This is a genomic window from Mahella sp. (assembly GCF_020054945.1).
In the GTDB taxonomy this organism is placed as follows: domain Bacteria; phylum Bacillota; class Clostridia; order Mahellales; family Mahellaceae; genus Mahella.
The window spans coordinates 38653-62534 of sequence record NZ_JAIHAU010000014.1; the positions used below are offsets into that span (position 1 = coordinate 38653).

Genomic DNA, 23882 nt, shown 5'->3' on the forward strand with positions numbered 1-23882 from the left:
TTATAGTTTTTCTTGCTTTAAATGTTATTCCTTATCTTCCTGCTTCAGCGACTCTATAAAAGCATCCAATTCTTTTTTAACTGCATAGTGGACTGTGCCTTCTGGATATTCACCATTTTCATCAATTTCGCCGGCAGGCAATCCCGTCAGCAGCTCTATACCCTCATCGATGGTCTTAACCGCATATATATGGAACAATCCTTCTTTAACGGCGTCTATCACCTCGTCCTTGAGGTTGATGTCCTGCAGATTCCTATAAGGTATCATGACGCCTTGAGTACCAGTCAGCCCGCGCGCTTTACATAATTTATAAAATCCTTCTATTTTATATGTAGCGCCTCCTATCGGCTGAATTTCGCCATGTTGATTAACCGAACCGGTAACAGCTATATCCTGGCGCAGTGGTATACCGCTTATAGCTGAAAGCAAGGCATACAACTCGGTACTGGAAGCCGAGTCACCGTCTACCCCGCCGTATGACTGCTCAAAGCATATGCGCGCAGACATGCTGAGAGGCCTTTTTCTGGCATATTTCTCGCCCATATACCCTACTATTATCATGACACCTTTATCATGTATATTACCGCTCAACTTACTCTCGCGCTCTATATTTACTATGCCTTCGCGGCCGGCATATGCCGAAGCTGTAACGCGGCTTGGCTTGCCGAAGGTATAATCACCCATGTCTATCACCGATAAACCATTTATAGTACCTACGCGTTTGCCTTCTACATCGATCATTATCTGATCATCCAGCGTCATCTCCAACATACGCTGCTCGTACTTATCGAAACGATGCTCTTTTTCCTCGATAGCCCGTTTTACGTGCTGTCCGGTTATTATATCACCGCCGTCAAGTTTAGCCCATAGATTGGCTTCATGCAACACCTCGGTTATTTCATTAAACCTGGTAGAAAGCTTTTTCTGACTTTCAGCCATGCGCGAGCTGAATTCTAATATGCGAACCACCGCACTTCGATCAAACGGCCTGAAATTATGCTGTTTCCCATACGAGCTTATAAAATCGGCCATACGCAGCACATTAAAGTCCTCCATGGGCATATCGGCATCAAAATCGACCAGCACTTTGAAATACTTTTCAAAGTCTTCATCGTAAATGTAAAGCATCTGATATATAAGAGGATTCCCTATTATAACCACCTTAACCGAACACGGTATTGGCTCCGGCCGCATAGAACTCATTGATACCAGACCTAATCTGTCTTGAGGGCTTTCTATAGCTATCTCATCGGTTTTAAGCATCCTCTTTATGCCATCCCACACCAAAGGAAGCGATAATATATCTTTAGCATCAACTATAAGATATCCACCGTTGGCTTTGTGCAGCGCGCCGGCTTTTATATGCATAAAATCAGTAACCGCCACGCCAAATTCGCTGACGTACTCCATTGCTCCCATTATATTATTATACGTGGGATTAAACTCCGTCACTACCGGTGCTCCATTGGTCTTGCTGTTGTCCACTAGAAGATTTACGCGGAAACGAATAAAATAATCGCCGCGCCTTCTTTTCATAAAAGCTGCATACATATCGTCCTTATCACTGCCAGCAACAGGCTGTAAAAATTCCTGCAAATTATTAAGCATTTCTTCCTGCATATCTTCTATGTATTTAACTGCTTTAGGATATTCGCTGTAAGTGTCTTTAAGATCGTCTATAACATGGCCTATGGCAAACAAACCCACTCGCTTATTTAGCTGATCCAACTCTTCGCGATATTGCTTTTCCATGGCTTGTATGCGTTTCAACGTATCAGCTATTATTATTTGCAGTTCTCCCAGCTTATCTTCTATCTCATGTCGGGCTTCGTCGCTCAGGGCTTCAAACTCCTCCTGGCTCATCTTACGCCCGTCTATAAGCGGTATGGTCACAACGCCGGCCGGACCCATCTCAATGGCAAAACCGCGGCGCCGCGCTATTTCGTTTAATTCCTCCATCGCTTTAACGCGCATATCCTGATATTTTTTGGTTATTGTGTTTTTCTGCTCATCATATTCGTCACTTTCAAATGCTCTAGGTATCTGAACTCTCAAGCGTTCTATAACGTCATCTACATCTTTTTTAAATTTGGCGCCTACCCCAGCTTGAAAGCTCAATGCTATCGGACGTGTCGGATTATCAAAGTTAAAGACATAGCACCAATCATTAGATGTTGGTTTGTCCTTAGCAGCTTCGTTAACAGCATACATAGCATAACTCGTACGGCCGGTACCCGTTAAACCTGATATATAAATATTGTAGTTTTTGCTATCCATCTGAAGGCCGAATTCCATAGCCCTCTCCGCACGTTCCTGCCCTATGATGCCTTCTCTTGGTTCCAGCTCGTCCGTCGTATTAAAAGAAAACATTGACGGATCGATCGTTTTTTTCAATTGCTCCGGTTTTAATTCATAAGCCATAATACCTTTCCTCCTTCAATCTATCACATTATGAAACCGATGCATCCATCGGATTATGATTATTATATTCCATAGCTTTGAGCTCAGCCCGTTTTATCTTGCCGCTTATAGTTTTAGGTATATGATTAACAAATTCGATGGCACGCGGGTATTTATACGGTGCAGTATTAGCCTTTACAAATTCTTGCAGTTCCCGCGTCAATGGCCCTGACGGCTCGTACCCCGGAGCCAATACTACAAATGCCTTAACTATTTCGCCTCTTACATCATCAGGGCTGGCTACAACCGCAGCTTCCGCTACAGCAGGATGTTTCAGCAGCTCGCTCTCCACTTCAAATGGCCCTATGCGATATCCCGAGCTTATTATAACATCATCAGCCCTTCCTATAAACCAAAAATAACCATCCTCATCCATATAACCTTTATCGCCGGTCAGATACCAATGGCCTCTGGTACGCTCATCATTGGCTTTGGGATCTTTCCAATATTCCTTGAATAAGCCGGCCGGCCTTACAGGTGTTATGTTCACAGCTATATCCCCTTCCTGATCAGGCGGCAGACGTCTGCCGGCCTCATCTACCACCGCTATATCGAATCCAGGCGATGGTATACCCATAGAGCCAGGTTTTATATCCAAGAACGGAAAGTTAGCTATCAGCACCACCGACTCCGATTGACCATAACCATCTCGTATGGTAATGCCGGTAGCCTTCTGCCATTTGCGTATAACCTCGGGATTTAGCGGTTCGCCGGCAGCTACGCAATGGCGCAGTTTTGGGAATCTGTACGTTGATAGGTCCTCTTGCACCAACATGCGGTAGGTGGTGGGCGCCGCGCAAAAGGTCGTTATATCATATTGCTCTATAAGTTCCAATACTTTTGTGGGGTTGAATTTGCCTCTCAAATCAGGAATAAATACCGATGCACCTGCATTCCATGGACCGAATATACTGCTCCACCCAGCCTTGGCCCAGCCTGTATCCGAGAAATTAAAGTGAAGATCCTCAGGTTTTAAATCTATCCACAATTCGCCTGTTATCTTATGCGCTAAAGCATAGGAGTGTGTATGCAGCGTCATTTTAGGCAATCCTGTGGTACCTGACGTAAAATACATCATAGCCGGCTCATCGCTACGGCTCTTAACCGCCTTAAATGTGTCCGGCATATTCTCTCTCTCACGCTGATAATCTAGCCATCCGTCTCTTGTACCATCGGCTAGAATAAGCGTTTTCAGCGTGGGACAGCGGCCTTTTATTTCTTCAAATTTATAAGCATTTTCGCTATCAGTTACCACCGCCTCTATGTGCCCCACCACTGCGGTATGCGCGGCAGCATTATAAAGACATTAGCCCCTTTTCGCACATGATGCTTTCTCAATAGATTAGCAGCTTTATTCGACAAGCGCTTAAAATCTGAAAAGCTATAGCTGAAATCATTGCCATCTCTATCCACGAATAGCATAGCCTGTTTATCGTTCTCATCAGCCCTGCGATCGACCACGTCGCAAGCAAAATTAAAATACTCCGGTACATCGAGCTTGAATTTGGCAAAATATTCCGGATAATCATGTCTAAAAAGCCGTGACACCGCTTGGACTACCTCTTCCAAAAAGGATTTATCCTGTATGCCAAAAGCCTTCGGCGTATCGCTGTCTATATCTATCTCGCCTACTACAACGCCACTCACTTTTATAGGCACCACTATTTCGGATTGTGTCTGCAGACTACATGCCAAATAATTATCTTCCATGTTAACATCATCTACAATCACGGTATATCCTTTAGCCGCTGCTTGACCGCAGATACCCTGCCCTATATCTATACGCACATGTTCAGTAGAACGACCTCGATATGGCCCTAAAACAAGAGCCTCGTCTTTCATAAAATAAAAGCCTACCCAATCATAATACGGTATCCTGTCATACAGCAATTGCACTATGGCATCGCATACATAATCCCGATCATAACTTGAGGATATGATGCTATGTATATCCTCTAACAATTGTTCAAATACACTGTCCATTATCGGTTATCAGCCCTCCATAAATAAATGGTATGTCGTTATTATACCACATTTAGGCTAGATAGGGTTATATATTGCGGAGAAAAAGCGGCCGCGATATAGATTGACTATATCGCGGCCGCTTTCTGTTAATATCAATTATTTGTTATAAGTAATCTTATATTGTTCGGTCATCTGTTCTATAACCTCATCGCCATGAGAACTTCTCCATTGATTTACAAAATCATCAAAAGCGCTTAAGGGGAGATCCCCTGTCACTATCTTAGCATAAGTTTCATCTCTCAACGTATCCAGCGATGCACCGTATTGTATACGAGCATCACACGTTATGGCATCACCGTCATTCTCTATTATGGGCTGTTCTCTGGCAAACAACTGCGCTGCCACATGCCTATCGCTCCAGCCAGGGAAAGATGTTATGTCAAGTTGCGGTTCAAAAAAGTTCATCACTTCTATCCATTCGCGATCCTCATCATATTGTGGCAAAAACTCTATATCATCTACTCGTTTATCCAATTCGGCCGGCGTATCAGGCGTAGGTTGACCGCTCTTCCATTTCCAATGCACGCCTTCAACACCATAACGTCCCAGAAGCATGCCTTCTGGTGTATGGAAGAAGTCTATAAATTTCAGCGCGCTCTCCACCTTATCCTCCTTCTCTGCCTGTACGGTGATAGCAAACATGCGTCCCAAACGACCAGACGGCATATTGCCGCTCTTACCATCCGGCCCTACAGGAGGTGCTATCGGTTCTATCACCGCATCCGGAACCACTTCTTTTAGGTGCACTTCTCTATCCGGGCCATATGTCCACCAACCATTAAACATACCGACTTTACCGCTATCAATAAGGGCATCCGCCTCCGGCCCTTTTACCACCATCCAATCGGGATTAATCAAGCCTTCTTTATATGCTTTATTCAAAAAACTTAAAGCATCTTTCATTGCCGGATGTATATCGTACGGCAGGAGTTGTTGTGAAGCATCATCCCAATACCATAGCGTAGGCATTACCCCAAATGCACCATAGATAGAATTGAACGCCCCTATACCCGATCCGCCCCAACCATAAGTATTAGCTGTGCCGTCACCGTCAGGATCGTTTTTCGCAAAAGCCTTCATTACCTCATAATATTCATCTAAAGTCTTAGGTGTTTCGAGCTTTAATTTGTTCAACCAATCCTGTCTTACATACACTGTGTTTTTATGTGTTATCTTCCACGAAGGAATAGCATACGTTTTATCGTTCCATTTCATAAACGGCCATACATCCTGAGGAACATAAGATACGCTATTTGGAGCATATTGATTCAGCATATCATCCAACGGTACCAACGCTCCTTGCTTAGCATAAGATTTCATATCAGTAAGATTTCCTCCGGGAAACATCACTATATGGGGCAGATCACCCGATGCCATAGTTATATTGAGCTTCTGCATATATTCCTGTGTGGAAGGTGCAATTATAGTAAGCTTTGTATTAGTGCGTTTCTCCACTTCCTTAACTATTATATTGTCAGGAGCAGGATTTTCATTAGCTCTGTTCCAAAAAAGCGTCAGCTCAATGATTTCGCTTTGGCTTTCACCGCCCCCTGTTTCCTCTGCTTGTTGATCAACGTTATCTTGCGTTTCTTCTCCCGTCTGTTCGGCCGAACAAGCCGTCAGCAACATGCCCGCAACCAAAACAAGCGCCATAAACAACATCAATGTTTTTCTGCACATAGTATAAATTCCTCCTCTTACAAATATAATTTATTGCCAAGGGTCTATCCCTTTATGGCCCCAATCATAACGCCTTGAACAAAATAGCGTTGCAAGAATGGATATAAACATAACATCGGTATTACCGCAACCATTGTGGTCGCCATTTGTAATGGAAGTTGCGGCGGCAATGCCGATGCTCTCTCGGGTATAAGTTCGGTCAATTGGCTCATTAGCAATATCTCCCTTAAAACCACTTGCAATGTATATTTGCTACGATCGTTTATGTATATCAATGCATCAAAGAACATGTTCCATTTGCCAACAGCATAAAACAAACCCAAAGTTGCTAACACCGGCATTGATAAAGGTAATACTATACGAAATAATATAGTAATATCATTGGCTCCGTCTAATTTGGCCGATTCTTCAAGGCTATCGGGTATCCCTGAAAAAAATGTCCTCATAATTATCATGTTATATACCGACATCGCCGACGGTATCATTAAAGCCCATAAAGTGTTTATCAGACCAAGTGACCGTATTACAAGATAAGTCGGTATCAAGCCGCCACCAAACAACATAGTGAAGAAAAATATCCACATTATCCCATTCCGCCCCGGCAAATATCTTTTCGATAGCGGATATGCCGTAAATGCCGTAATCAGAAGACTTATAGCTGTTCCTATAACCGTAACTATTCCTGTAATAAGATACGCTCTTGGAACTGGAGAATTTTCATTAAAAACATAACCGTAGTATTCAAATGTTATATTGGTAGGCCAAAGTATAACCCCTCCGCGTTTAAGCGTATCGGCATATGGCGTCAATGAAACCGATATAGTATATAATATAGGCACTATCACTATAAGCGAGATTACAACCAATATGACGTATATAACAACCTGCGTTATATTATCCTGCCAGCTTTCTCTTCTCACGTTTCTCTCCTCCTATCAAAACAAACTCTCTTGGCCGGCTTTTTGGGCTATATAATTTGTACCAACCACGAATATTATGTTAATAACAGATTTAAAAAGCCCTACGGCGGTAGAAAAGCTATACTGTTGCTGTTCCAGACCCACTCTATAAACAAATGTATCTATAATATCTCCAACCGCCATTACACTAGGGTTAAGCAAAAGGAATACCTGTTCAAAACCTGCATCCATTATACTTCCCATGCGCAATATGAGCATGATAATAATGGTAGGCATAAGGGACGGTAAAGTTATATGTCTCATACGCTGCAGCCGGCTGGCACCATCTATAACAGCCGCTTCATATAGTTGTGGGTCTATTCCAGCCAACGCAGCCATATATATAACCGTACCCCACCCTGATTCCTTCCATATATCGGATAATACCAATATTGTACGAAAGTATTCCGGCCGAGCCATCCAAGTAGTACTTTCGCCTCCAAACATCGTTATTAAACCGTTTATCAATCCGTCCGGAGATAAAAGCGTTACTATAAGACCACCCACTATTACCCAAGATAAAAAATGGGGGAAGTATATGACCGTTTGGACTGTTCTTTTAAAAGAAATATTCCTAACTTCGTTTAACATAAGTGCTATTATTATAGGTATAGGGAAACCAAACATTATCTTATACAAGCTTATAAGCAATGTATTGCGCATAAGAGGCCAAAAGTAATTGTCTTGGAAGAAGCGGTTAAAATTAGCCAGTCCTACCCATGGACTATCGTTTATGCCTTTGAAAATATTGTAATCCTTAAAAGCTATAACAATGCCGTACATGGGCAGATATCTAAAAACTATTACCCATATGAGACCAGGTAACAGCAATAGGTAAAGGTATCGATATTTATGAATATTGGTTATAAATGGATTTTGATGTTTAGCAACCCTTACATCGGCAATAGTTATATCGTTCATAGCGGCTCTCCTCCTCCAATTATTTGATACTATGAATGATATAACTGCCCAACTTATCAGTAAATAGACTATATAAAATATCATGCATTAACGTATAGACAGATTTATTTATTATAGACCATTACAATATATAAGATAGAATTACACAGGGATATCATTGATCTTTTGCTCCAATAGGTGATGTCTGTATTGACCTGGTGTCATATTCTCGTATTTTTTAAAAGCCCTTATAAAACCGCGAGCCGTATTATAACCCACTTTATCGGCAATATCTTCTATCTTTAGATTTGTTTCCTTTAACATTAATTTCGCCTTCTCCATGCGAACAGCATTTATAAAATCCAAAACGGTCTGCCCTCTCATCTCTTTAAATATTTTTTCTAAATAAGCTGGGCTAAGGTATACTTTGCTCGAGAGCTCTTCAACCGATAATTGTTTATCACTATAATGTTTGTTTATGTATTCTGTACACGAATCAATGAGGATCACATATTTATTGTTCTGTTTGCTTTCTATATACAGAATAGTCTCATCTACGAATTTTATAAGTATAGTTTCTATATCCTCTATTAATTGGCATTTTGATAAATCTTCGAATATGTTGCCTTTATCCCATATTTCAGTAGCACTAGCTCCAAATCCATATATTAATCTCATTATACTGCCTATTAATTGTGCAAATATATAATATACATAATCATGATTTATCCATTTATAACAGCTTATGTGTTTTACAAAAGAAAGTACAGCTCTATGGGCAGCCTCTTTATCCATCGCTTTTAAAGCGTTTATTAATTCTTCTTCTTGGTGTTGCGGGTAAGCGTATAAAGGCTTATCAGCCAAAGCAGTATGCCCAAAATATATTATATTATTTCCTCCTTGTGTTATACGGTATTTTATAGCCTCACAAGCCTGCAAATACATATCACGTATCTGGCTTACATCGGTTACTGATTTACTTATACCTATAGTAACACGAAGATTCAGTTGTGTATTCACAATGGCCTTCAGATTTTCCGCAGTTCTAAATGCAATATTCAATATATATGGATCATCAAAGGCACTATCATGTGATACTATTATACATGCCCATTGATGCGGATAGGTTTTGACAACATTTACTTTGATATTACCACCGGTTAAAATGCTGGAATTACATATCTCCGTTATCAAATATTGGATTCGGCTTAATTGATCGTCAGTATAACGCTGTATAAGTTCTTCATAGTCATCCATGTCTATAACCAGCATTATCAATTTGTTAAACCCTTTAGATATAAAGTCGAGGTTGTCGGCTTTTAAATCGTTTATGGATACGTTACCATATAATAGGCCTAATATAATCCTCTCTTTAGCATATGATTCAAAATGTTTATTTTCTTGAATTAATAGTTCATTGTTTTCAACCACATCGCTGATAAAGCCTTGTATAGCCTTAAATTCTTCAAATCGGTAGTAACTGCTGCGGCAGCCTTCTTTCTCCTTTATGTTTCCATCTATGACTGCACCCATCAGCTCTTTTATCGGTGTATATAAGCGCTTAGAAAATGTCGATGAAAGTATAATTCCTATAAATAGTGCCAGCAACGTACTTATAAATACGATATTTCTTATCATATTTTGCGTATTCATCAATGTTTCCATAGGAGTAAACATAATATATGTCCAGTCCCTATCATCTTTAAAGTAGGACTTTATATAGTATTTACCATCTAAATTTGCCTTTTCATAATCATTAAGAGCTTCATTTTGTTTGATATCTGTCAAAATCGTTTTGGAATCTATGTTTAAACCTTTAACCGATGATGCCACTATATCTCCATCATCATTCACTATCATCACACCACCGGCGCCTATATCATTTTGATCCAGCATGGCGTTTAACTTATTTACGTCTATATTTACTATTACCGCACCATTTTTATATGCAGAGCCTAAAGGCATGTAACGTATATATGATATAACGGACTTATTTTCGTATCCGTTCGTTCCCCTGGGCCTGCTGAATCTTCTATTAAAAATCCATTGAATTTCTCCTTGAAAGGATAACTGTTCCATCCAGAGTGTATCATAAAAACTTTCCAAACTCATTTTTCCGTCTGGAGATGTAATAATAGCATCGTTATCCTTATAATAAACATATATAGAATCAAGATATGAATTGGTAATTTTAAGGCTATCTATATTTTGTGATAAACGCTTTAATCCGAAATAGTCATCTGAAAAAGCTCTATAAGCAAAAAAATTTACACCTGGATCGTTTGACAATTGCAATGCTATATTGTCTATGTTCTCAAATGCAACATTCATATTATCAACTACATAATTGAGGGCCTTCATATTGGCATTATATATCTCCTGCGTCACTATCTTTGTGGAAAAATAACCGAATATCAACGCTGAGCATATCACCCCGATCAACAATATCAACACAAACGAGAGATAAATATTGCTATAAAATCTCGTACCCAATTTTCACATCCCCCTTAAAAAACTAAAAAAGATGTTCAAAACTCCCCGGTATTTGAAGTAGCGGCTCCTACCTCTACAAGTATATAATTATACCTATGATAAAACAAAATGAGGAGGAACCGTTTACTTAAAGTATATCACAATACTAAGGTCATTACTACAAAAATAGCTAAACGCTATTTTTCATATTTTGCTCATAACAGATGCTGTTGCTATGGTTTATGCAGCTACTACAATATTATTTTTCGACCTGTTGTGCTAACTCCTCTGCTTTCACACAAAGCTCAGCTGCTTTAAATGCGTGTTCTTGGGTCATAGCATTTTCTGTACGATTCAAGCAATCGAGTATAAGTGCGCCAAAGAATGGATAACCAACCTTGCCTCTGACTGGGAAGCGGCGCTCACCCTCGTTATTTACAAGATATACCTGGTCACCTTCGGGGTCCCTGGCTATATCGGTGTATTTTCTAAGCTCTATATAGCCTTCTGTACCGAGTATAAACAATCTGCCGTCCCCCCATGTGCTAAGGCCATCAGGAGTAAACCAGTCTACTCTGAAATACCCTGTCGCACCATTGTCTGCTAATAGCGAAACATCACCGAAATCTTCAAAGTCGGGATAATTTTTGTGGTTGTAATTAGCCACCCTGGCATTTTGTATTATAGCATCCTCTGCGCCTGTAAAATATAAAAATTGCTCTATCTGGTGGCTTCCTATATCGCATAATATCCCGCCAAAGCGTTTCTTATCATAGAACCAATCCGGCCTGCCTTTTCCCTCTCTGTGCGGCCCCATACCGATTACCTGTATAACCCTGCCGATAGCCCCTTCTTCTATCAGCTGACTGGCAAAAACAGCACTTTCTACATGGATGCGCTCGCTGTAATATACTGCATATTTTTTGCCTGTTGCTTTGACTTTATCCTTTGCCTGCTGCAATTGTTCTAACGTGGTAAGCGGTGGTTTGTCGGTAAAATAGTCCTTGCCGGCATCCATAGCACGAAGCCCGATCGCGTAGCGGTCGCATGGAATGGCAGCACTGGCTATCATATTTACCGAGTTGTCGCTTAGTACTTCATCCTCGCTGCGAGCAGCTTTTGCCTGTGGGAAGGCTTTTATGTATTGTGCAACTTTCTCAGGATCTGGATCATAAACCCATTTTACTTGCGCACCGGCCTCTATCAAGCCGTTGCTCATGCCGTAAATATGACCATGATCTAATCCAACTGCAGCAAATATGAATTCACCTTCTTTACATACTTTATTCGGTCTTCCTTTTGGCGCATAATTCATTCCGCTTTCATTTGACATAATATATCAACTCCTTTATTTAATTATACCTCTCTGCCGAAGGTGATGCTTTCATCCTCGAAATTTTCTATACTGGCCGATTTTTCATAGAAATGAGGCAGATTAGCCTGTAGACCAGCTACCGTATAAAATGGATCATCCTTTGTAAGCGGTAATTTTACAGATTGATTTATGGAAGCTGATTTATATATTGCGGTTATAAGTTCGAGTGCTCGCCTGCCACCTTCCCCGGTACTCAGCGGTTTACTGTTCGTCTCGAGTGCTTTCAATACATCATCTATTTGCGGCGTATGACCTTCATATTTTTGAGCAGGAAGGCTTTCGTAAAATTTTTCTATTTCGTTTTCCAGCTCTTTGTTTCTTTCAGGAAAACCATTGCTTTTTCCTTTTGATGCATATACTTTCCATGGAGCAGAAATCCTGGCTTTCTTGCATTGAAACACAATCTGTTGTTCTTCGCCGTGATGCACGACAGAACTGGTTATTTGACCCAGAGCTCTATTTTTGAATTTCAAGATAGCAACAGAAAGGTCCTCTACTTCTGCATTATCATGCGAGGTGTTAGACATGGCAGCTTGTATCTCTTCAGGCATACCTGCCATCCATATCATCATATCTATGTGGTGAATGGCATGGTTAAGCGTACAACCGCCACCTTCTTTTTCCCACGTACCGCGCCACCAAAGATCATAATACGAGTGGTCTCTCCACCAATATGAATCTACTTCGACGTGGGAGATATCACCGGCGAGTCCGGAATCAAGGACTTGCTTTAACCTCATATAGCCTGTTCTAAAGCGATTTTGTGCCACTATGGAGAGCAGTTTATTATTGCGCTGTGCGGCTTCTAGCATCGCATCGCATTCTTCTAATGATGCTGCCATAGGCTTTTCGACTAGAACATTTTTTCCTGCATTTAAAGCGTTAATGGTAATTTCAGAATGCACATATGGAGGTGTGCATACATCAAATAGCTCTATGTCATTTCTATCAAGTATTTTTCTGTGATCGTCATATACTTCAGCATCTGTGAGACCAAACCTCTTTTTCTTTTCCTCAGCTTTTTCGGGATAAATATCAACAAGAGCAACAATTTTGCATCGCTCTGGAAATTGAAGATAGCCTTCAATATGAGCGGCAGATATATTCCCTGTTCCTATTATAGCAACCTTTATCATAATTTCTCCTTTTATTTGTGATGAATTTTTCTATCTCTTTAATTATAGTGCTTATCCATTATATTTACATATATAATTTAATTATTTTTTGTACTATACTATTTTAAATATATAGCTATTCAGTTATTGTCGCATATATATTACGAATCGCAGAAACATAATAAGCCCGCTATTGATGTTATTATAATTTTAATTATGAATTTTTGAAATATTCCGGATGTCTTTCCTGCAAATATGCCAAATCAGTGTTTATCCTTGATAAATGTTGTTCCATCAACGCCGATGCGCCTTTTTTATCCTTTGCTTTTATAAACTCGAACATACGTTTGTGTTCATCTATGGTTCTTTGCCTATCCATTTCGGCGAGGTTCAACATACGCGCCCTATTGAAATGGCCCATTATATTTTCCATGAAATCGTATATAGCTTCTTTGCCAGCCATGGAAAAAAGCAACCTGTGAAACTCATTATCCAGATACAATAATCGTTTGTAATCTTTTTGCTCGGCACAACTTTGCTGAAGCATGAGGTTCTCTTCTAAATAAGCGATATATGTTTTGTTGCTGTTATCACAATCAATCTCTATTACAGCTCTTTCGAGCACAGCGCGCATAAAACGCGACTGTTCTATTATGCCGAGATTTATAGGCGCTATATAGGTGCCCTTTTGTGGGTATATATCTACCATTGACGCCTTGGATAGCTCTATGAAGGCCTCTCTAACAGGCGTGCGACTTATGCCGAGCTGCTGGGCTATCTCATTTTCGCTCACTATTTGACCGGGCTTTAGGTTTAGGTTCATTATATTGTATTTTAATATCCGTACGGCGTATTCTTTGGCGGTTTCCTTTTTCTCTTTCTCTAGCACTTCCAGCATAATCTCACCTGCCATTTGTCATCTTATCTATGGCCTCTAGCAACCCCTGTATATATACAGCGCCCAATGCCCTATCGTATAACCCATAACCGGGACGGCCCTTTTCGCCCCATATCATGCGGCCATGATCAGGACGCACATAACCGTCAAAGCCAACATCATAAAATGCTTTAACTATTTCAAACATATCCAATGAGCCACATTGCGACAGATGCGCTGTTTCATGAAAATCTCTACCGTCTTGGTATTTGATATTGCGTATATGCGCAAAATGTATTCTGCCTTGGCTACCAAATTCCCGTATGAGCGACGGTAAATCGTTTTCCCTATTGGCACCTAACGAGCCAGTACATAGTGTAAGACCGTTGTATGGGCTTTTATTTAGATCTAGAAACCGCTGTATATTCTGCCTGTTGGTTATAACCCTGGGCAAGCCGAATATAGGCCATGGCGGATCATCAGGGTGTATAGCAAGCTTTATATCATATTTCTCAGCATATGGTATAACACCGTCCAAGAAATATTTGATATTATTCCAATATTGTTGTTCGCTAACATATTTATATTTTTCTATCATGGTTGACATCTCTTTTAACCGGTCAGGCTCCCAACCAGGCAGGCTAAAGCCTCCTGATTGCTTTTCCATCTGAGCATTCAAATCTTTTGGGTCTATTTTGACGGTATCTTCTTCTTTATAAGCCATAGCATAAGAGCCATCTTCCAGTTTACGTTCCAGTTCTGTTCGCACCCAATCCAGTACAGGCATGAAGTTGTAACATATAACTTTTACGCCTATTTCATGTAGATTTTTCATGGTATCTATATAGGCTTGTATATATCTATCGCGTGTCTTAAGACCCAATTTTATGTCCTCATGAATATTTACGCTTTCTATGACATCCAAGTGCAAACCATAAGCGTTTACTTTCTCTTTTAGGGTTTTTAGCCTGTCAATTGGCCAAACTTCACCAACCGGTATGTCTATAAGGCTGGTAACTATGCTGTACATGCCGGGAATCTGCCTTATATATTGAAGCGGTATATTATCCTGGCCTTCGCCAAACCATCTAAAACTCATTTTCATAGCACATTATCTTCTTTGCCTATATATATTTTTTTTGAATGGTCTTTCTGACAGCGCCTTTTGAACCTATCATCTCAGCAAACATACTCTCTACTTTTTGGGATAAGCCGTGCTCATATAAATCTATACCGAATATTGCTTTATCTGACAGTATCGGAGCCAATTTCTCCGTAAACGGTTCTTTGTCGCCAAGCGATATGCTTTTCAAGTAGCTACATAATGTCGGTAACATCGGATCAGGGCTTGGTTCGAATGCATTGCCGTCGTCATCTATGCCAACCAGGTACCGCAGCCAGCCTGCAAAGAAAAGCGGTATGTAGACAAGTTCGCTTATGTTTTTGCCGTCTGCTATGTAAGCCTTAAGCGTTTCACCGAATCGTATGGATATCTTTTGCGATGTGTCGCACGCAATTCTCTGCGGTGTATCGGGAACAAACGGGTTGGGCAAACGCTCTTCCAATACCTCTTCCATGAAATCTTTAGGCTTTATTATACCGGGGTCGACGGCTACAGGCAAAAATTCCTCATATCCTGCTTTTTCAACGAATGCTTTAAGATCATCATCTTTCATTTCGTCAGCTATAGAACGATACCCTAAAAGGCAACCAAATACAGCCAATATCGTATGCAAGGGATTAAGGCAGGTACACACTTTCATCTTCTCAGCTTTATCTACAGTATCCCTATCTGCGAATATTATACCGGCTTTTTCTAATGGCGGTCTGGAATTTGGGAATAAATCCTCTATTATCAAGTATTGGGTGTATTCGGCATTGACAAATGGAGCTATATAGGTATTTTTTGAGGTTACCATTATGTCCATGTCCTCTATGTCTTCCGATTCTAGCATAGCCTTTATTTGTTCTGATGGTCTTGGCGTTATCTTATCTATCATACTCCATGGAAAAGTTATAAAATGGGGGTCTTGTATATAATCAATAAAGCCTGCTTCTACCAGACCGTGTTCAACCCAACTGTATGCGAATGCCTCTATCGCTTCTTGAAGTTTTGCACCATTGTGAAAGAAATTATCCATGCTAACCAACGCGAGTGGTAGTTTGCCGGCCAAATAGCGCTTATAGCACAACATCGCCACAAGGCCCATGGCAGTTTTAGGTGCGTTTGTAAGATGCTCGAGCTCATCTTTTGCATAAGCGAGCGAATAACCCTTCTCAGTGATAGTAAAACTGGCCATTTGAAGCGTCGGCGAGGTAAATATTCTTATAAGCTCATCGATATCCTTATCGGAGGATAACGCGTTAGCCACGCTGCCTATCACCCTTTTCCTCATAGAGCCATCGGCTTTTAACTCGACAACTATATGCAGGTTATCGTACGGTATGTATACCCTGTCGATTATCTCATAATCGAAGGTTTCGCATGCTATAACGCCTTTATTGCAGAGAGCCTGGTTGAGAAGTTCCTGATGGGCTGCTGCCGGAAATGCTCTGAATATGTTGCCGGCCCCAAAATGAATCCATATCGGCGCTTCTAGAGTATTTTGCCTCATGTCTTCTATATTGAAGTGAGGGATTTCGTACCCTAGTTTTTGCCATGGCTCTTTATTAGTTGTTAAATTGGTGAGATTAAGTTTCATTTTCGCTCCCTTCCGCTATTTATATTATGTTTTTAGTCTAGCATGCTAGTATACAACAGTCAATGGTTTAAATTGCTAAGGTAATTGCTATCTTAAACAGAACTTTAACACTTGCACTAAAGAAAGGAATTTTTATGAGCCTTAAAAACAGACTTTTCTATCGAAAAAATGTTAAATCTTCAGTTTTTACTACTGAGTAATGTTGGATAATGTATTATGATATATTATCATTATCATTATAATTAATATTAAGAGATTGGAGGTTATATCGGTATAGTATTTTATAATTGAAGCAGCAAATATAAAGGAGGTACTTCAATATGTAATGAAATAGGAATATTGCGGCTGCAGAGGGTGATAGCATCCAAGCATTCTAGGTATCTAGCTAAAATGAATACAGTAGACGCTTCAAATCAGCTATGAGAAATAGACATAAAATATGGATATATAACGGGAGAGGATAAGTTTTTTTCAATTATCGGTTATAGAGATATATAACCGGCCAATAATAGATCATCATGTACAGCCCAAGATGCTTGCAGGGTACTCAAAACCGTATTAGCGGCAAGAGGGCTTAACGATTGTGCCAGTCTACCAAAGATAAGGACAGATAATGGCCCGCAATTTGTTTCTAAACCGTTTAATGATATACAGTAAAAGAAATGGGGATCATACATGAGAGAATATCAGTAAAGACGCCCAATAATGAACACACATATAGAATCATTTCACTCGATACTGGAATATGAGTATTATAGCCGGTATGCGTTCGAGAGTTTTATGGAAACATATGACGTTATAAATGAGTACATGATATACTATAACGAGAGAAGGAGACATGGGAACATAAAATATATGGCCCCAAATAAGTTTTATGACGCATTCATGAGCAATGGTGTGAAAATCAAAGAATTCAGTGCATAATCTTCGGAATTAGGGGGTCAATCCGGTTGCCTTATGTGGTTTCTGTTCGTCAGGCCGGAGATTTGCCTGCACCTTCCTTCAGATTCCGCCTCGCGACGGACACCCTTGGTGTTCAGCTATACCCTTCCCACTACCGGGCGGGTTCGGGACTTCCACCCATAAGAGTGTGCCCATGCCGGCGCACGATAATGCCAGACACGTGAAAAACGTGCCTAGCAAAAAAACTGATATGAAAGATGCTGAATGGATTGCTACTCTTTTAAGGGCGGCCTCTTAAACGAAAGCTTTATTCCAGATAAAGATATCCGGGAACTAAGAGATCTTACCCGATACCGCAAAAGAACCGTATTGAGAAGTTTCTGCAAAGTTGCGGTTTTAGGCTCTCATCTTTCATATCAGATATATTTGGCGTTTCCGGCAGTACAATAATAAAGCATCTCTATAGCCACGGCAGCATTACTATAGAGGACCCTGACAGTTGTCTCAAAACTCAGAGCCGCAAAAAGACAAATGAAATAACGCAGGCTATAAACGGCAAACTGGATAAACACCAGATGCAGTTTCTTAAGATGATGTTTGATCATCTTGAGAGTCTTAAAGCCAATCTCGTAATAGTTGATTAACCTCGGCACAATGTTACGAAGAACACATGCTAAAATTTAGCACGAGGTTAATCAACTATTAAATTTACAATATACTAAAATTATTTATTATAAACAATCATAGAATACTGTATTGTTAAAACAATCCCCCAGCATTTAATATTACAATACAAATTATGCAAAAAATCGCTGCTACTATCTCCGGTATAGTAATGTATTTTATACCTTGTTTTACATTCAAATTAAAAAACTGTGTTATTACCCAAAAACCACTATTATTAACATGATTGATTGCCAGAGTACCGGCACCTATAGCTAAAGTAGCTGCCAACGGTGATAGCCCCAGTGCTGGTAGCATTGGTAAAACAATGGCTGCAGCAGTCATGCCAGCTGTAGTCATTGAACCAACCGCTGTCATCATTATTGTTCCTAGGAAAAAAGGAACCAATATAGATGGTATATTAAGCCCATCTACAAATCCGTTAAGTTGAGATACTGCAGGAGCCGACTTAATTATGGTACTTAAAGCGCCTCCCATACCAGTAACAATTAACGCTATTATAGCAACATTTAATCCTCTTACTACCCAATTGTTTAATAATATATCTTTAATATTTTCGCTCTCATAATTTACGCTCATATCTTTATTGTTTTGAATAACGGATTTTTTATATTTTAATCCCAACAACATTGTATATATTACACCTAAAGAAAGTGCTACTATTTTATTACCCAAAAACGCAGACGCTTCTCGGAAAATATTTCCTTCCGGCAATATCATAGCTATAAAAGAAGACATTGATATTAATATTACTGGAATAAATATAGGCAGCAATGATTCTAAGGTTCCTGGCAAATTTTCACCTTTTATGAGTAGATCGTCAATATCATCCGTATTAACTGGGCTTATCCCTTTTACAAGCTCAGGATTAGGTTCTATATATTCCTTCTCAGTCCACTTTTTAAGTAATAGCCAAGTCACTATAAAAGCGATAAATGTAACAATTATACCCCAAAAAATCACCAAGCCTAAATCAGCCTTCAGCAATATCGCCACCGCCAATATTCCAGGTGTTGGTGGTACAACAGCATGAGTTAGATTTAAAGCCAGACCAGTAAAAGAAGTCATGGTAGACATTGATATCTTTTTTCTGGCTGATAATACAGAAGCTATATTTGAAGTTAATACCGAAGTGATATCACCAAATACAGGGATAGACACAATATATGCAGTTAACGCCGGAGCTAATTCAAGATTTTTGCCCTTGAATAGCTTAATGAAAAAATTAGCAATAGACTTTGCTGCAGCCGTATCGTGAATACCCATAGCTAATATAGCCCCTAATATAATAGGAATTCCAACCCCACCTAATGTATCACCAAATCCCTGTGCTATCAACTCTATTGATTTCAATGGCGAAAATCCCATAGTTACACCAATAAAAAAAGCAACAAACAATAGAGAAAGTACAGGATGCACTTTGAATTTTGCTATAAGCAGCATTAAAGCTATTATTCCTATAGCAAGGATTATAAAAAAAGCTCCTCCAGACATTATAATTTCTCCTCCCTTTACTTGTATTTTATAAATATTATAGTGGTATAATTATGCTATTCCACCAAATAAAGCATTTAATAGCATAAGCATTATAAAGCCTGTAATCCAAGCAATCGGACTTTGTAGCGAACAAGCCAGCAGTTGTTCTTTTGTATTTCTTAATTTCATCAAATTAGATTGTACCCAAAAACCACTATCGTTAAAATATGATAGCGAAAGTGCGCCAACACAACAAGATATAGCAGCAAATGTCATGTTAACACCGGGTATATTTAGCAAAATAGGAGCAGAAATGGATGCAGCAGTGATGATAGATACAGTGATACTACCTTGAACCACTCTAACAACACTTGCAATCAAAAATGGAATCAAAAGCGGTGGGATATTCGTATTCGCTATAGTTTGGCCTAAATAGTTCCCCGCGCCGCTTTCTTTCAATATGTATCCTAAAGCACCGCCTCCACCAGTTACAAGCAAAATAATACCTGCATTTTTGATTCCATTATCCATTCGCGAAAGTACTTCTTTTCTAGTCATACCTTTAGTAAGCAAGAGAAGGGATATCAGTAATGAAATGGAAAGTGCTATAACTGGCGTACCAGCAAATTTTAATATTTCTACTACATAATTTTCTATTCCCGTGGCGGTAAGTACGGTATTCATCACAATTAAGAGAACTGGTAATAGAATCGGCGTAAAAGAAGCGATAGTAGACGGAAGTTCTTTCTCATCTTTTATAACGTTTTCGTCTTCTTCTTCAGGCAAAATATATATTTTAGCCCCCATATACTTATAGTAGAACACAATGGCTATCATAATAGGAATACTAACTATTACACCCCAGAGTATCATATTCCCCAATGGCACTCCAAATTGTTCCGCTGCTGCTAGCGGTCCAGGCGTAGGCGGTACTAAAGTATGAGTGATAACGGCCGAATACATTAGGCACATACCCAGCAAAACAATGGACTTTTTTGTTTTTCTAGAAAGCGCTTTTGCAATTGGAAATAAAATCAACATTGCCGTATCAGAAAATACAGGAATGGAAATTATAAATCCCGTAATAGCAAGCGCCCATTCTTCTCTTCCTTCGCCGAATATCTTTATAAAAGTATTTGCCATTTTTTCGCCCGCACCTGACATTTCAAATACCTCTCCAATTAAAATACCCAGTCCTACAACAATTCCTATACTTGCCAATGTATTCCCAAAGCCAGTGGTAACCATACTTACTATTTTATCCATCGGAACTCCACATAGCGCAGCTGTTACAACAGATGATATTATCAAGGCAAAAAAGGTGTGAATTCTTGTTTTTACAATCATAAGGATTAATAATACAATACCTATGGCAAGACCTATAATTAGTTGATATCCACTAACGCCCATACTCAATTTTCCCCCATTATATTTAATTTTACATATTTGCCATATATTAGGATTTACATAAAGCATAGTAGTGATATTATGTTCTAGTATTAGCTGATATTCAGCTAATACTAGAACATTGTGCTGATATTTTAAAACAATAGAAACTATCTCTTCCTAATTTCTGTATTAGCCAGCTTTTCATAATATTTTGCCAAAGCACTGTGATCTTTTTGCCCATAACCATCGGCATGAAGCGTCTGCATCATTTCCATCACTGCAGCGGTCAATGGAAGCGGAGAACCTACGCTATGACCTGTTTCTAAGACATTATTTAAGTCCTTGATATGAAGATCAATCTTAAAACCGGGTTCAAAGTTACCTTCCATTATCATAGGTGCTTTTGCATTCATAACTGTGGATCCGGCCAATCCGCCTTTTATAGCATCGAATACCAGCTGCGGATCTACCCCAGCCTTCGTAGCCAACATGAAGGCTTCGGAGACAGCCGCAATATTCAAAGCCACGATGACCTGATTTGCCAATTTTGTAGTATTGCCTGCTCCTATGTCGCCACAGTGCACAGCGCTGCTGCCCATTACCATAAGTATGTCATATACCTGCTCGAATACCGCTTTATCTCCTCCTACCATGATGGAAAGCGTACCATCGATCGCTTTAGGTTCTCCTCCGCTAACCGGCGCATCTATCATTTTGATCCCTTTGGCTGCGCACGCCTTGCATATCTCCTGGGAAGCTAACGGCGCTATAGAACTCATATCTATCAGTATAGTGCCTGGCTTGGCCCCTTCCAATATGCCGTTTTCCCCCATAACTACCTCTCTTACATGGGGCGAATTAGGAAGCATGGTAATAATGATCGAGCACTGCTCGGCCACTTCTTTAGCAGATGAGGCAGGCTTTGCGCCTGCAGCTACTACATTATCTACGTTCTCCTTAACTATATCGTAGCCAATCACCTCATATCCTGCTTTCAAGAGGTTTTTTGCCATAGGTTTACCCATAATACCCAGTCCTATAAATCCTATTTTCATAGATATCACATCTCCTATCTCAATATTTTGATTTATTTAATCTTTGTGCTGCTTGAATAATACTCTCTGGTGTAAGGTCAAAATAATCCAGTAATTCATCATAGCTATGTGCGCTACAACCAAAAGTATCGTTTATACCAATAAATTCTATAGGTTTACATTCTTTAGAAAGAGCCTGTGCTATACCGCTGCCCAGCCCGCCTATGATATTGTGTTCTTCAGCTGTAATAACGGCTTTGCAATCTTTTGCCATATCAATGATCGCCTGTGCATTTAACGGCTTAATGGTACTGACATTGATAACTTTGAGAGAAATTTTGCCCTCTAATGCTTTCGCCGCTTCCAATGCTTTAACCGCCATTATGCCTATCGCAAAAACTGCTATATCGCTGCCATCTTTTAGCACAGTAGGCATTCCAACCTGAAACGGTGTATCTTCCGATGTAACATTTTCATAATCATTGCGGTTTATTCGGATATAACACGGCCCATCGATTTCCGCCATAGCCCTTACCACTTTACCCGTTTCATTAGCATCAACCGGACAAAATACGGTCATATTAGGTATAGCTCTCATAATCGCTATATCTTCCACCGACTGGTGGGTCGAGCCATCACCAAAATCCGACAAGCCAGCAGAAGAACCACAAATATTGACGTTTAGCCTGCCTATGGATATCGTCTGGCGTATTTGGTCAAACGCCCTACCCGTTGAAAATACCGCAAATGAGTGTATAAATGGTATTTTGCCGGTTAAAGATAAGCCTGCTGCAGTAGATGCCATATTCTGCTCCGCAATGCCCATCTCAAAGTATCTATCGGGAAACTCCTGCTGAAACATATGGGACATAGTTGATTTCCCAAGATCCGCTTCCAATGCCACAATATTTCTATTCTCCCTGCCTAGTTGAACAAGTGCGTTGCCATAAGCTATCCTTTGATTCGTATAACTCATATAAAATCATCCTTTCCTTAACATGATAATTCCGCTAATGCTTTCTCATATGCCTCCTGTGTTAAGGCACCATTATGGTATTCTACCGCATTTTCAGCGAAACTGATACCCTTGCCCTTTATAGTATGGGCAACGATAATAGTAGGCTTGCCTTTCACATTATCAGCCTCATCCAGTGCATCGATTATCTGACCCATATCATGGCCATTTATCTCAATCACATTCCAGCCAAAGCTTTCCCATTTAGGAATCAATGGATTGGTATTGAACCTTTCAGCTATAGGGCCAGTGGCCTGAAGCTCATTATTGTCCAATATAGCTACGAGGTTATCTGCCTTAAAATTAGAGGCTGCCATAGCGGCTTCCCAAATCTGACCTTCGGCAATTTCGCCGTCGCCTATAATTACATAAACCTTCCTATCGATATTGTCCAGCTTGAGGCCTAATGCCATGCCGAGGCCAATGGATAACCCCTGTCCAAGTGAACCGGTATTAGCTTCGACGCCGGGAGTTTTTCTGTAATCGGGATGCCCTTGCAATATAGAGCCTAATGATTTACATTTCTTTAATTCACTTTTGTCAAAGTAGCCGAGTTCGGCCAATGCCGCATATTGCACTATAGCTGCGTGACCTTTGCTAAATAAAAATCTGTCACGGTCTATTTTCTTTGGGTTTTTAGGATCTAAATGCATTTTATAGAAGTATAAAGCGGTCACAATATCCGCAGAAGAACATGAGCCACCTATATGGCCTGGCAAGCCCACACCAACAATCTCAACAATATCTCTTCTTAAAACCCTGGCCTGCTCCTCTAATTTTTTTATCAATTCCTGCTTATCCACGAGAATATCCTCC

18 protein-coding genes and 1 pseudogene are annotated in these 23882 nt (G+C 40.0%); 2 read left to right on the plus strand and 17 right to left on the minus strand.

The genetic code is table 11. The features are described 5' to 3' along the window. Positions 1–24: 24 nt before the first annotated feature. The 12 genes from JG770_RS04425 to JG770_RS04480 form a co-directional block, all read right to left on the minus strand. Positions 25–2421, minus strand: coding sequence for an ATP-binding protein (locus JG770_RS04425; RefSeq protein WP_291955735.1), 2397 nt, complete (start codon positions 2419–2421; stop codon positions 25–27). A 28-nt stretch (positions 2422–2449) separates the two neighbouring features. After that, positions 2450–3715, minus strand: a complete 1266-nt coding sequence (locus tag JG770_RS04430; protein WP_291955738.1) for an AMP-binding protein — start codon at positions 3713–3715, stop codon at positions 2450–2452. A gap of 5 nt (positions 3716–3720) precedes the next feature. Next, the gene (locus JG770_RS04435) at positions 3721–4443 is read right to left on the minus strand and encodes a GAF domain-containing protein (RefSeq protein ID WP_291955741.1); all 723 of its coding nucleotides are present in this window, start codon (positions 4441–4443) and stop codon (positions 3721–3723) included. 138 nt (positions 4444–4581) lie between these two features. Beyond that, on the minus strand, positions 4582–6165 hold the full coding sequence (locus JG770_RS04440; RefSeq protein WP_291955744.1) for an extracellular solute-binding protein: 1584 nt from the start codon (positions 6163–6165) through the stop codon (positions 4582–4584). A 44-nt stretch (positions 6166–6209) separates the two neighbouring features. Beyond that, entirely contained in the window at positions 6210–7085 is an 876-nt protein-coding gene (locus JG770_RS04445; protein ID WP_291955747.1) for a carbohydrate ABC transporter permease, read from the minus strand. Between the two features lie 15 nt (positions 7086–7100). Then, positions 7101–8045 (minus strand): ABC transporter permease subunit, encoded by a 945-nt coding sequence (locus JG770_RS04450; protein WP_291955750.1) that lies wholly within the window; start codon positions 8043–8045, stop codon positions 7101–7103. Positions 8046–8186: 141 nt separating this feature from the next. Next, positions 8187–10517: an AraC family transcriptional regulator gene (locus tag JG770_RS04455; RefSeq protein WP_291955753.1), complete on the minus strand. Its 2331-nt coding sequence runs from the start codon at positions 10515–10517 to the stop codon at positions 8187–8189. 238 nt (positions 10518–10755) lie between these two features. Then, on the minus strand, positions 10756–11829 hold the full coding sequence (locus tag JG770_RS04460; RefSeq protein WP_291955756.1) for a Gfo/Idh/MocA family oxidoreductase: 1074 nt from the start codon (positions 11827–11829) through the stop codon (positions 10756–10758). 23 nt (positions 11830–11852) lie between these two features. After that, positions 11853–13007 (minus strand): Gfo/Idh/MocA family oxidoreductase, encoded by a 1155-nt coding sequence (locus JG770_RS04465; RefSeq protein ID WP_291955759.1) that lies wholly within the window; start codon positions 13005–13007, stop codon positions 11853–11855. A gap of 193 nt (positions 13008–13200) precedes the next feature. Next, positions 13201–13884 (minus strand): GntR family transcriptional regulator, encoded by a 684-nt coding sequence (locus JG770_RS04470; RefSeq protein ID WP_291955762.1) that lies wholly within the window; start codon positions 13882–13884, stop codon positions 13201–13203. Between the two features lie 4 nt (positions 13885–13888). Beyond that, positions 13889–14968 carry a mannonate dehydratase gene (gene uxuA / locus JG770_RS04475; protein ID WP_291955765.1) on the minus strand — a complete coding sequence of 360 codons (1080 nt, stop codon included), beginning with the start codon at positions 14966–14968 and terminating at the stop codon, positions 13889–13891. 19 nt (positions 14969–14987) lie between these two features. Continuing rightward, positions 14988–16565: a mannitol dehydrogenase family protein gene (locus JG770_RS04480; RefSeq protein WP_291955768.1), complete on the minus strand. Its 1578-nt coding sequence runs from the start codon at positions 16563–16565 to the stop codon at positions 14988–14990. Between the two features lie 705 nt (positions 16566–17270). Here JG770_RS04480 and JG770_RS10640 point away from each other — a divergent pair. Then, positions 17271–17489: an integrase core domain-containing protein gene (locus JG770_RS10640; protein ID WP_363320915.1), complete on the plus strand. Its 219-nt coding sequence runs from the start codon at positions 17271–17273 to the stop codon at positions 17487–17489. A 187-nt stretch (positions 17490–17676) separates the two neighbouring features. Continuing rightward, positions 17677–18079 (plus strand): annotated as a pseudogene (locus tag JG770_RS04485) (transposase); the annotation flags it as partial. Positions 18080–18227: 148 nt separating this feature from the next. Here the strand turns inward: JG770_RS04485 and JG770_RS04490 are convergent. The 5 genes from JG770_RS04490 to JG770_RS04510 form a co-directional block, all read right to left on the minus strand. Continuing rightward, a complete protein-coding gene (locus JG770_RS04490; RefSeq protein WP_291955770.1) occupies positions 18228–19646 on the minus strand; it encodes a gluconate transporter in 1419 nt (472 codons plus the stop codon). Between the two features lie 51 nt (positions 19647–19697). After that, entirely contained in the window at positions 19698–21038 is a 1341-nt protein-coding gene (locus JG770_RS04495) for a gluconate:H+ symporter (protein ID WP_291955772.1), read from the minus strand. Between the two features lie 146 nt (positions 21039–21184). Continuing rightward, on the minus strand, positions 21185–22078 hold the full coding sequence (gene garR, locus JG770_RS04500; RefSeq protein ID WP_291955810.1) for a 2-hydroxy-3-oxopropionate reductase: 894 nt from the start codon (positions 22076–22078) through the stop codon (positions 21185–21187). 13 nt (positions 22079–22091) lie between these two features. Next, the gene (locus JG770_RS04505) at positions 22092–23027 is read right to left on the minus strand and encodes a transketolase C-terminal domain-containing protein (protein ID WP_291955775.1); all 936 of its coding nucleotides are present in this window, start codon (positions 23025–23027) and stop codon (positions 22092–22094) included. A 17-nt stretch (positions 23028–23044) separates the two neighbouring features. Continuing rightward, positions 23045–23869 (minus strand): transketolase, encoded by an 825-nt coding sequence (locus JG770_RS04510; RefSeq protein WP_291955778.1) that lies wholly within the window; start codon positions 23867–23869, stop codon positions 23045–23047. Positions 23870–23882: the final 13 nt, after the last annotated feature.

Bases quoted from the DNA above. Each gene is read 5' to 3' on its own strand.
- JG770_RS04425 (WP_291955735.1), bottom strand. From the start codon at position 2,421: ATGGCTTATGAATTAAAACCGGAGCAATTGAAAAAAACGATCGATCCG.
- JG770_RS04435 (WP_291955741.1), bottom strand. From the start codon at position 4,443: ATGGACAGTGTATTTGAACAATTGTTAGAGGATATACATAGCATCATA.
- JG770_RS04440 (WP_291955744.1), bottom strand. From the start codon at position 6,165: ATGTGCAGAAAAACATTGATGTTGTTTATGGCGCTTGTTTTGGTTGCG.
- JG770_RS04450 (WP_291955750.1), bottom strand. From the start codon at position 8,045: ATGAACGATATAACTATTGCCGATGTAAGGGTTGCTAAACATCAAAAT.
- JG770_RS04460 (WP_291955756.1), bottom strand. From the start codon at position 11,829: ATGTCAAATGAAAGCGGAATGAATTATGCGCCAAAAGGAAGACCGAAT.
- JG770_RS04465 (WP_291955759.1), bottom strand. From the start codon at position 13,007: ATGATAAAGGTTGCTATAATAGGAACAGGGAATATATCTGCCGCTCAT.
- JG770_RS04470 (WP_291955762.1), bottom strand. From the start codon at position 13,884: ATGCTGGAAGTGCTAGAGAAAGAGAAAAAGGAAACCGCCAAAGAATAC.
- uxuA (WP_291955765.1), bottom strand. From the start codon at position 14,968: ATGAAAATGAGTTTTAGATGGTTTGGCGAAGGCCAGGATAATATACCG.
- JG770_RS04480 (WP_291955768.1), bottom strand. From the start codon at position 16,565: ATGAAACTTAATCTCACCAATTTAACAACTAATAAAGAGCCATGGCAA.
- JG770_RS10640 (WP_363320915.1), top strand. From the start codon at position 17,271: ATGAACACACATATAGAATCATTTCACTCGATACTGGAATATGAGTAT.
- JG770_RS04490 (WP_291955770.1), bottom strand. From the start codon at position 19,646: ATGTCTGGAGGAGCTTTTTTTATAATCCTTGCTATAGGAATAATAGCT.
- JG770_RS04495 (WP_291955772.1), bottom strand. From the start codon at position 21,038: ATGGGCGTTAGTGGATATCAACTAATTATAGGTCTTGCCATAGGTATT.
- JG770_RS04505 (WP_291955775.1), bottom strand. From the start codon at position 23,027: ATGAGTTATACGAATCAAAGGATAGCTTATGGCAACGCACTTGTTCAA.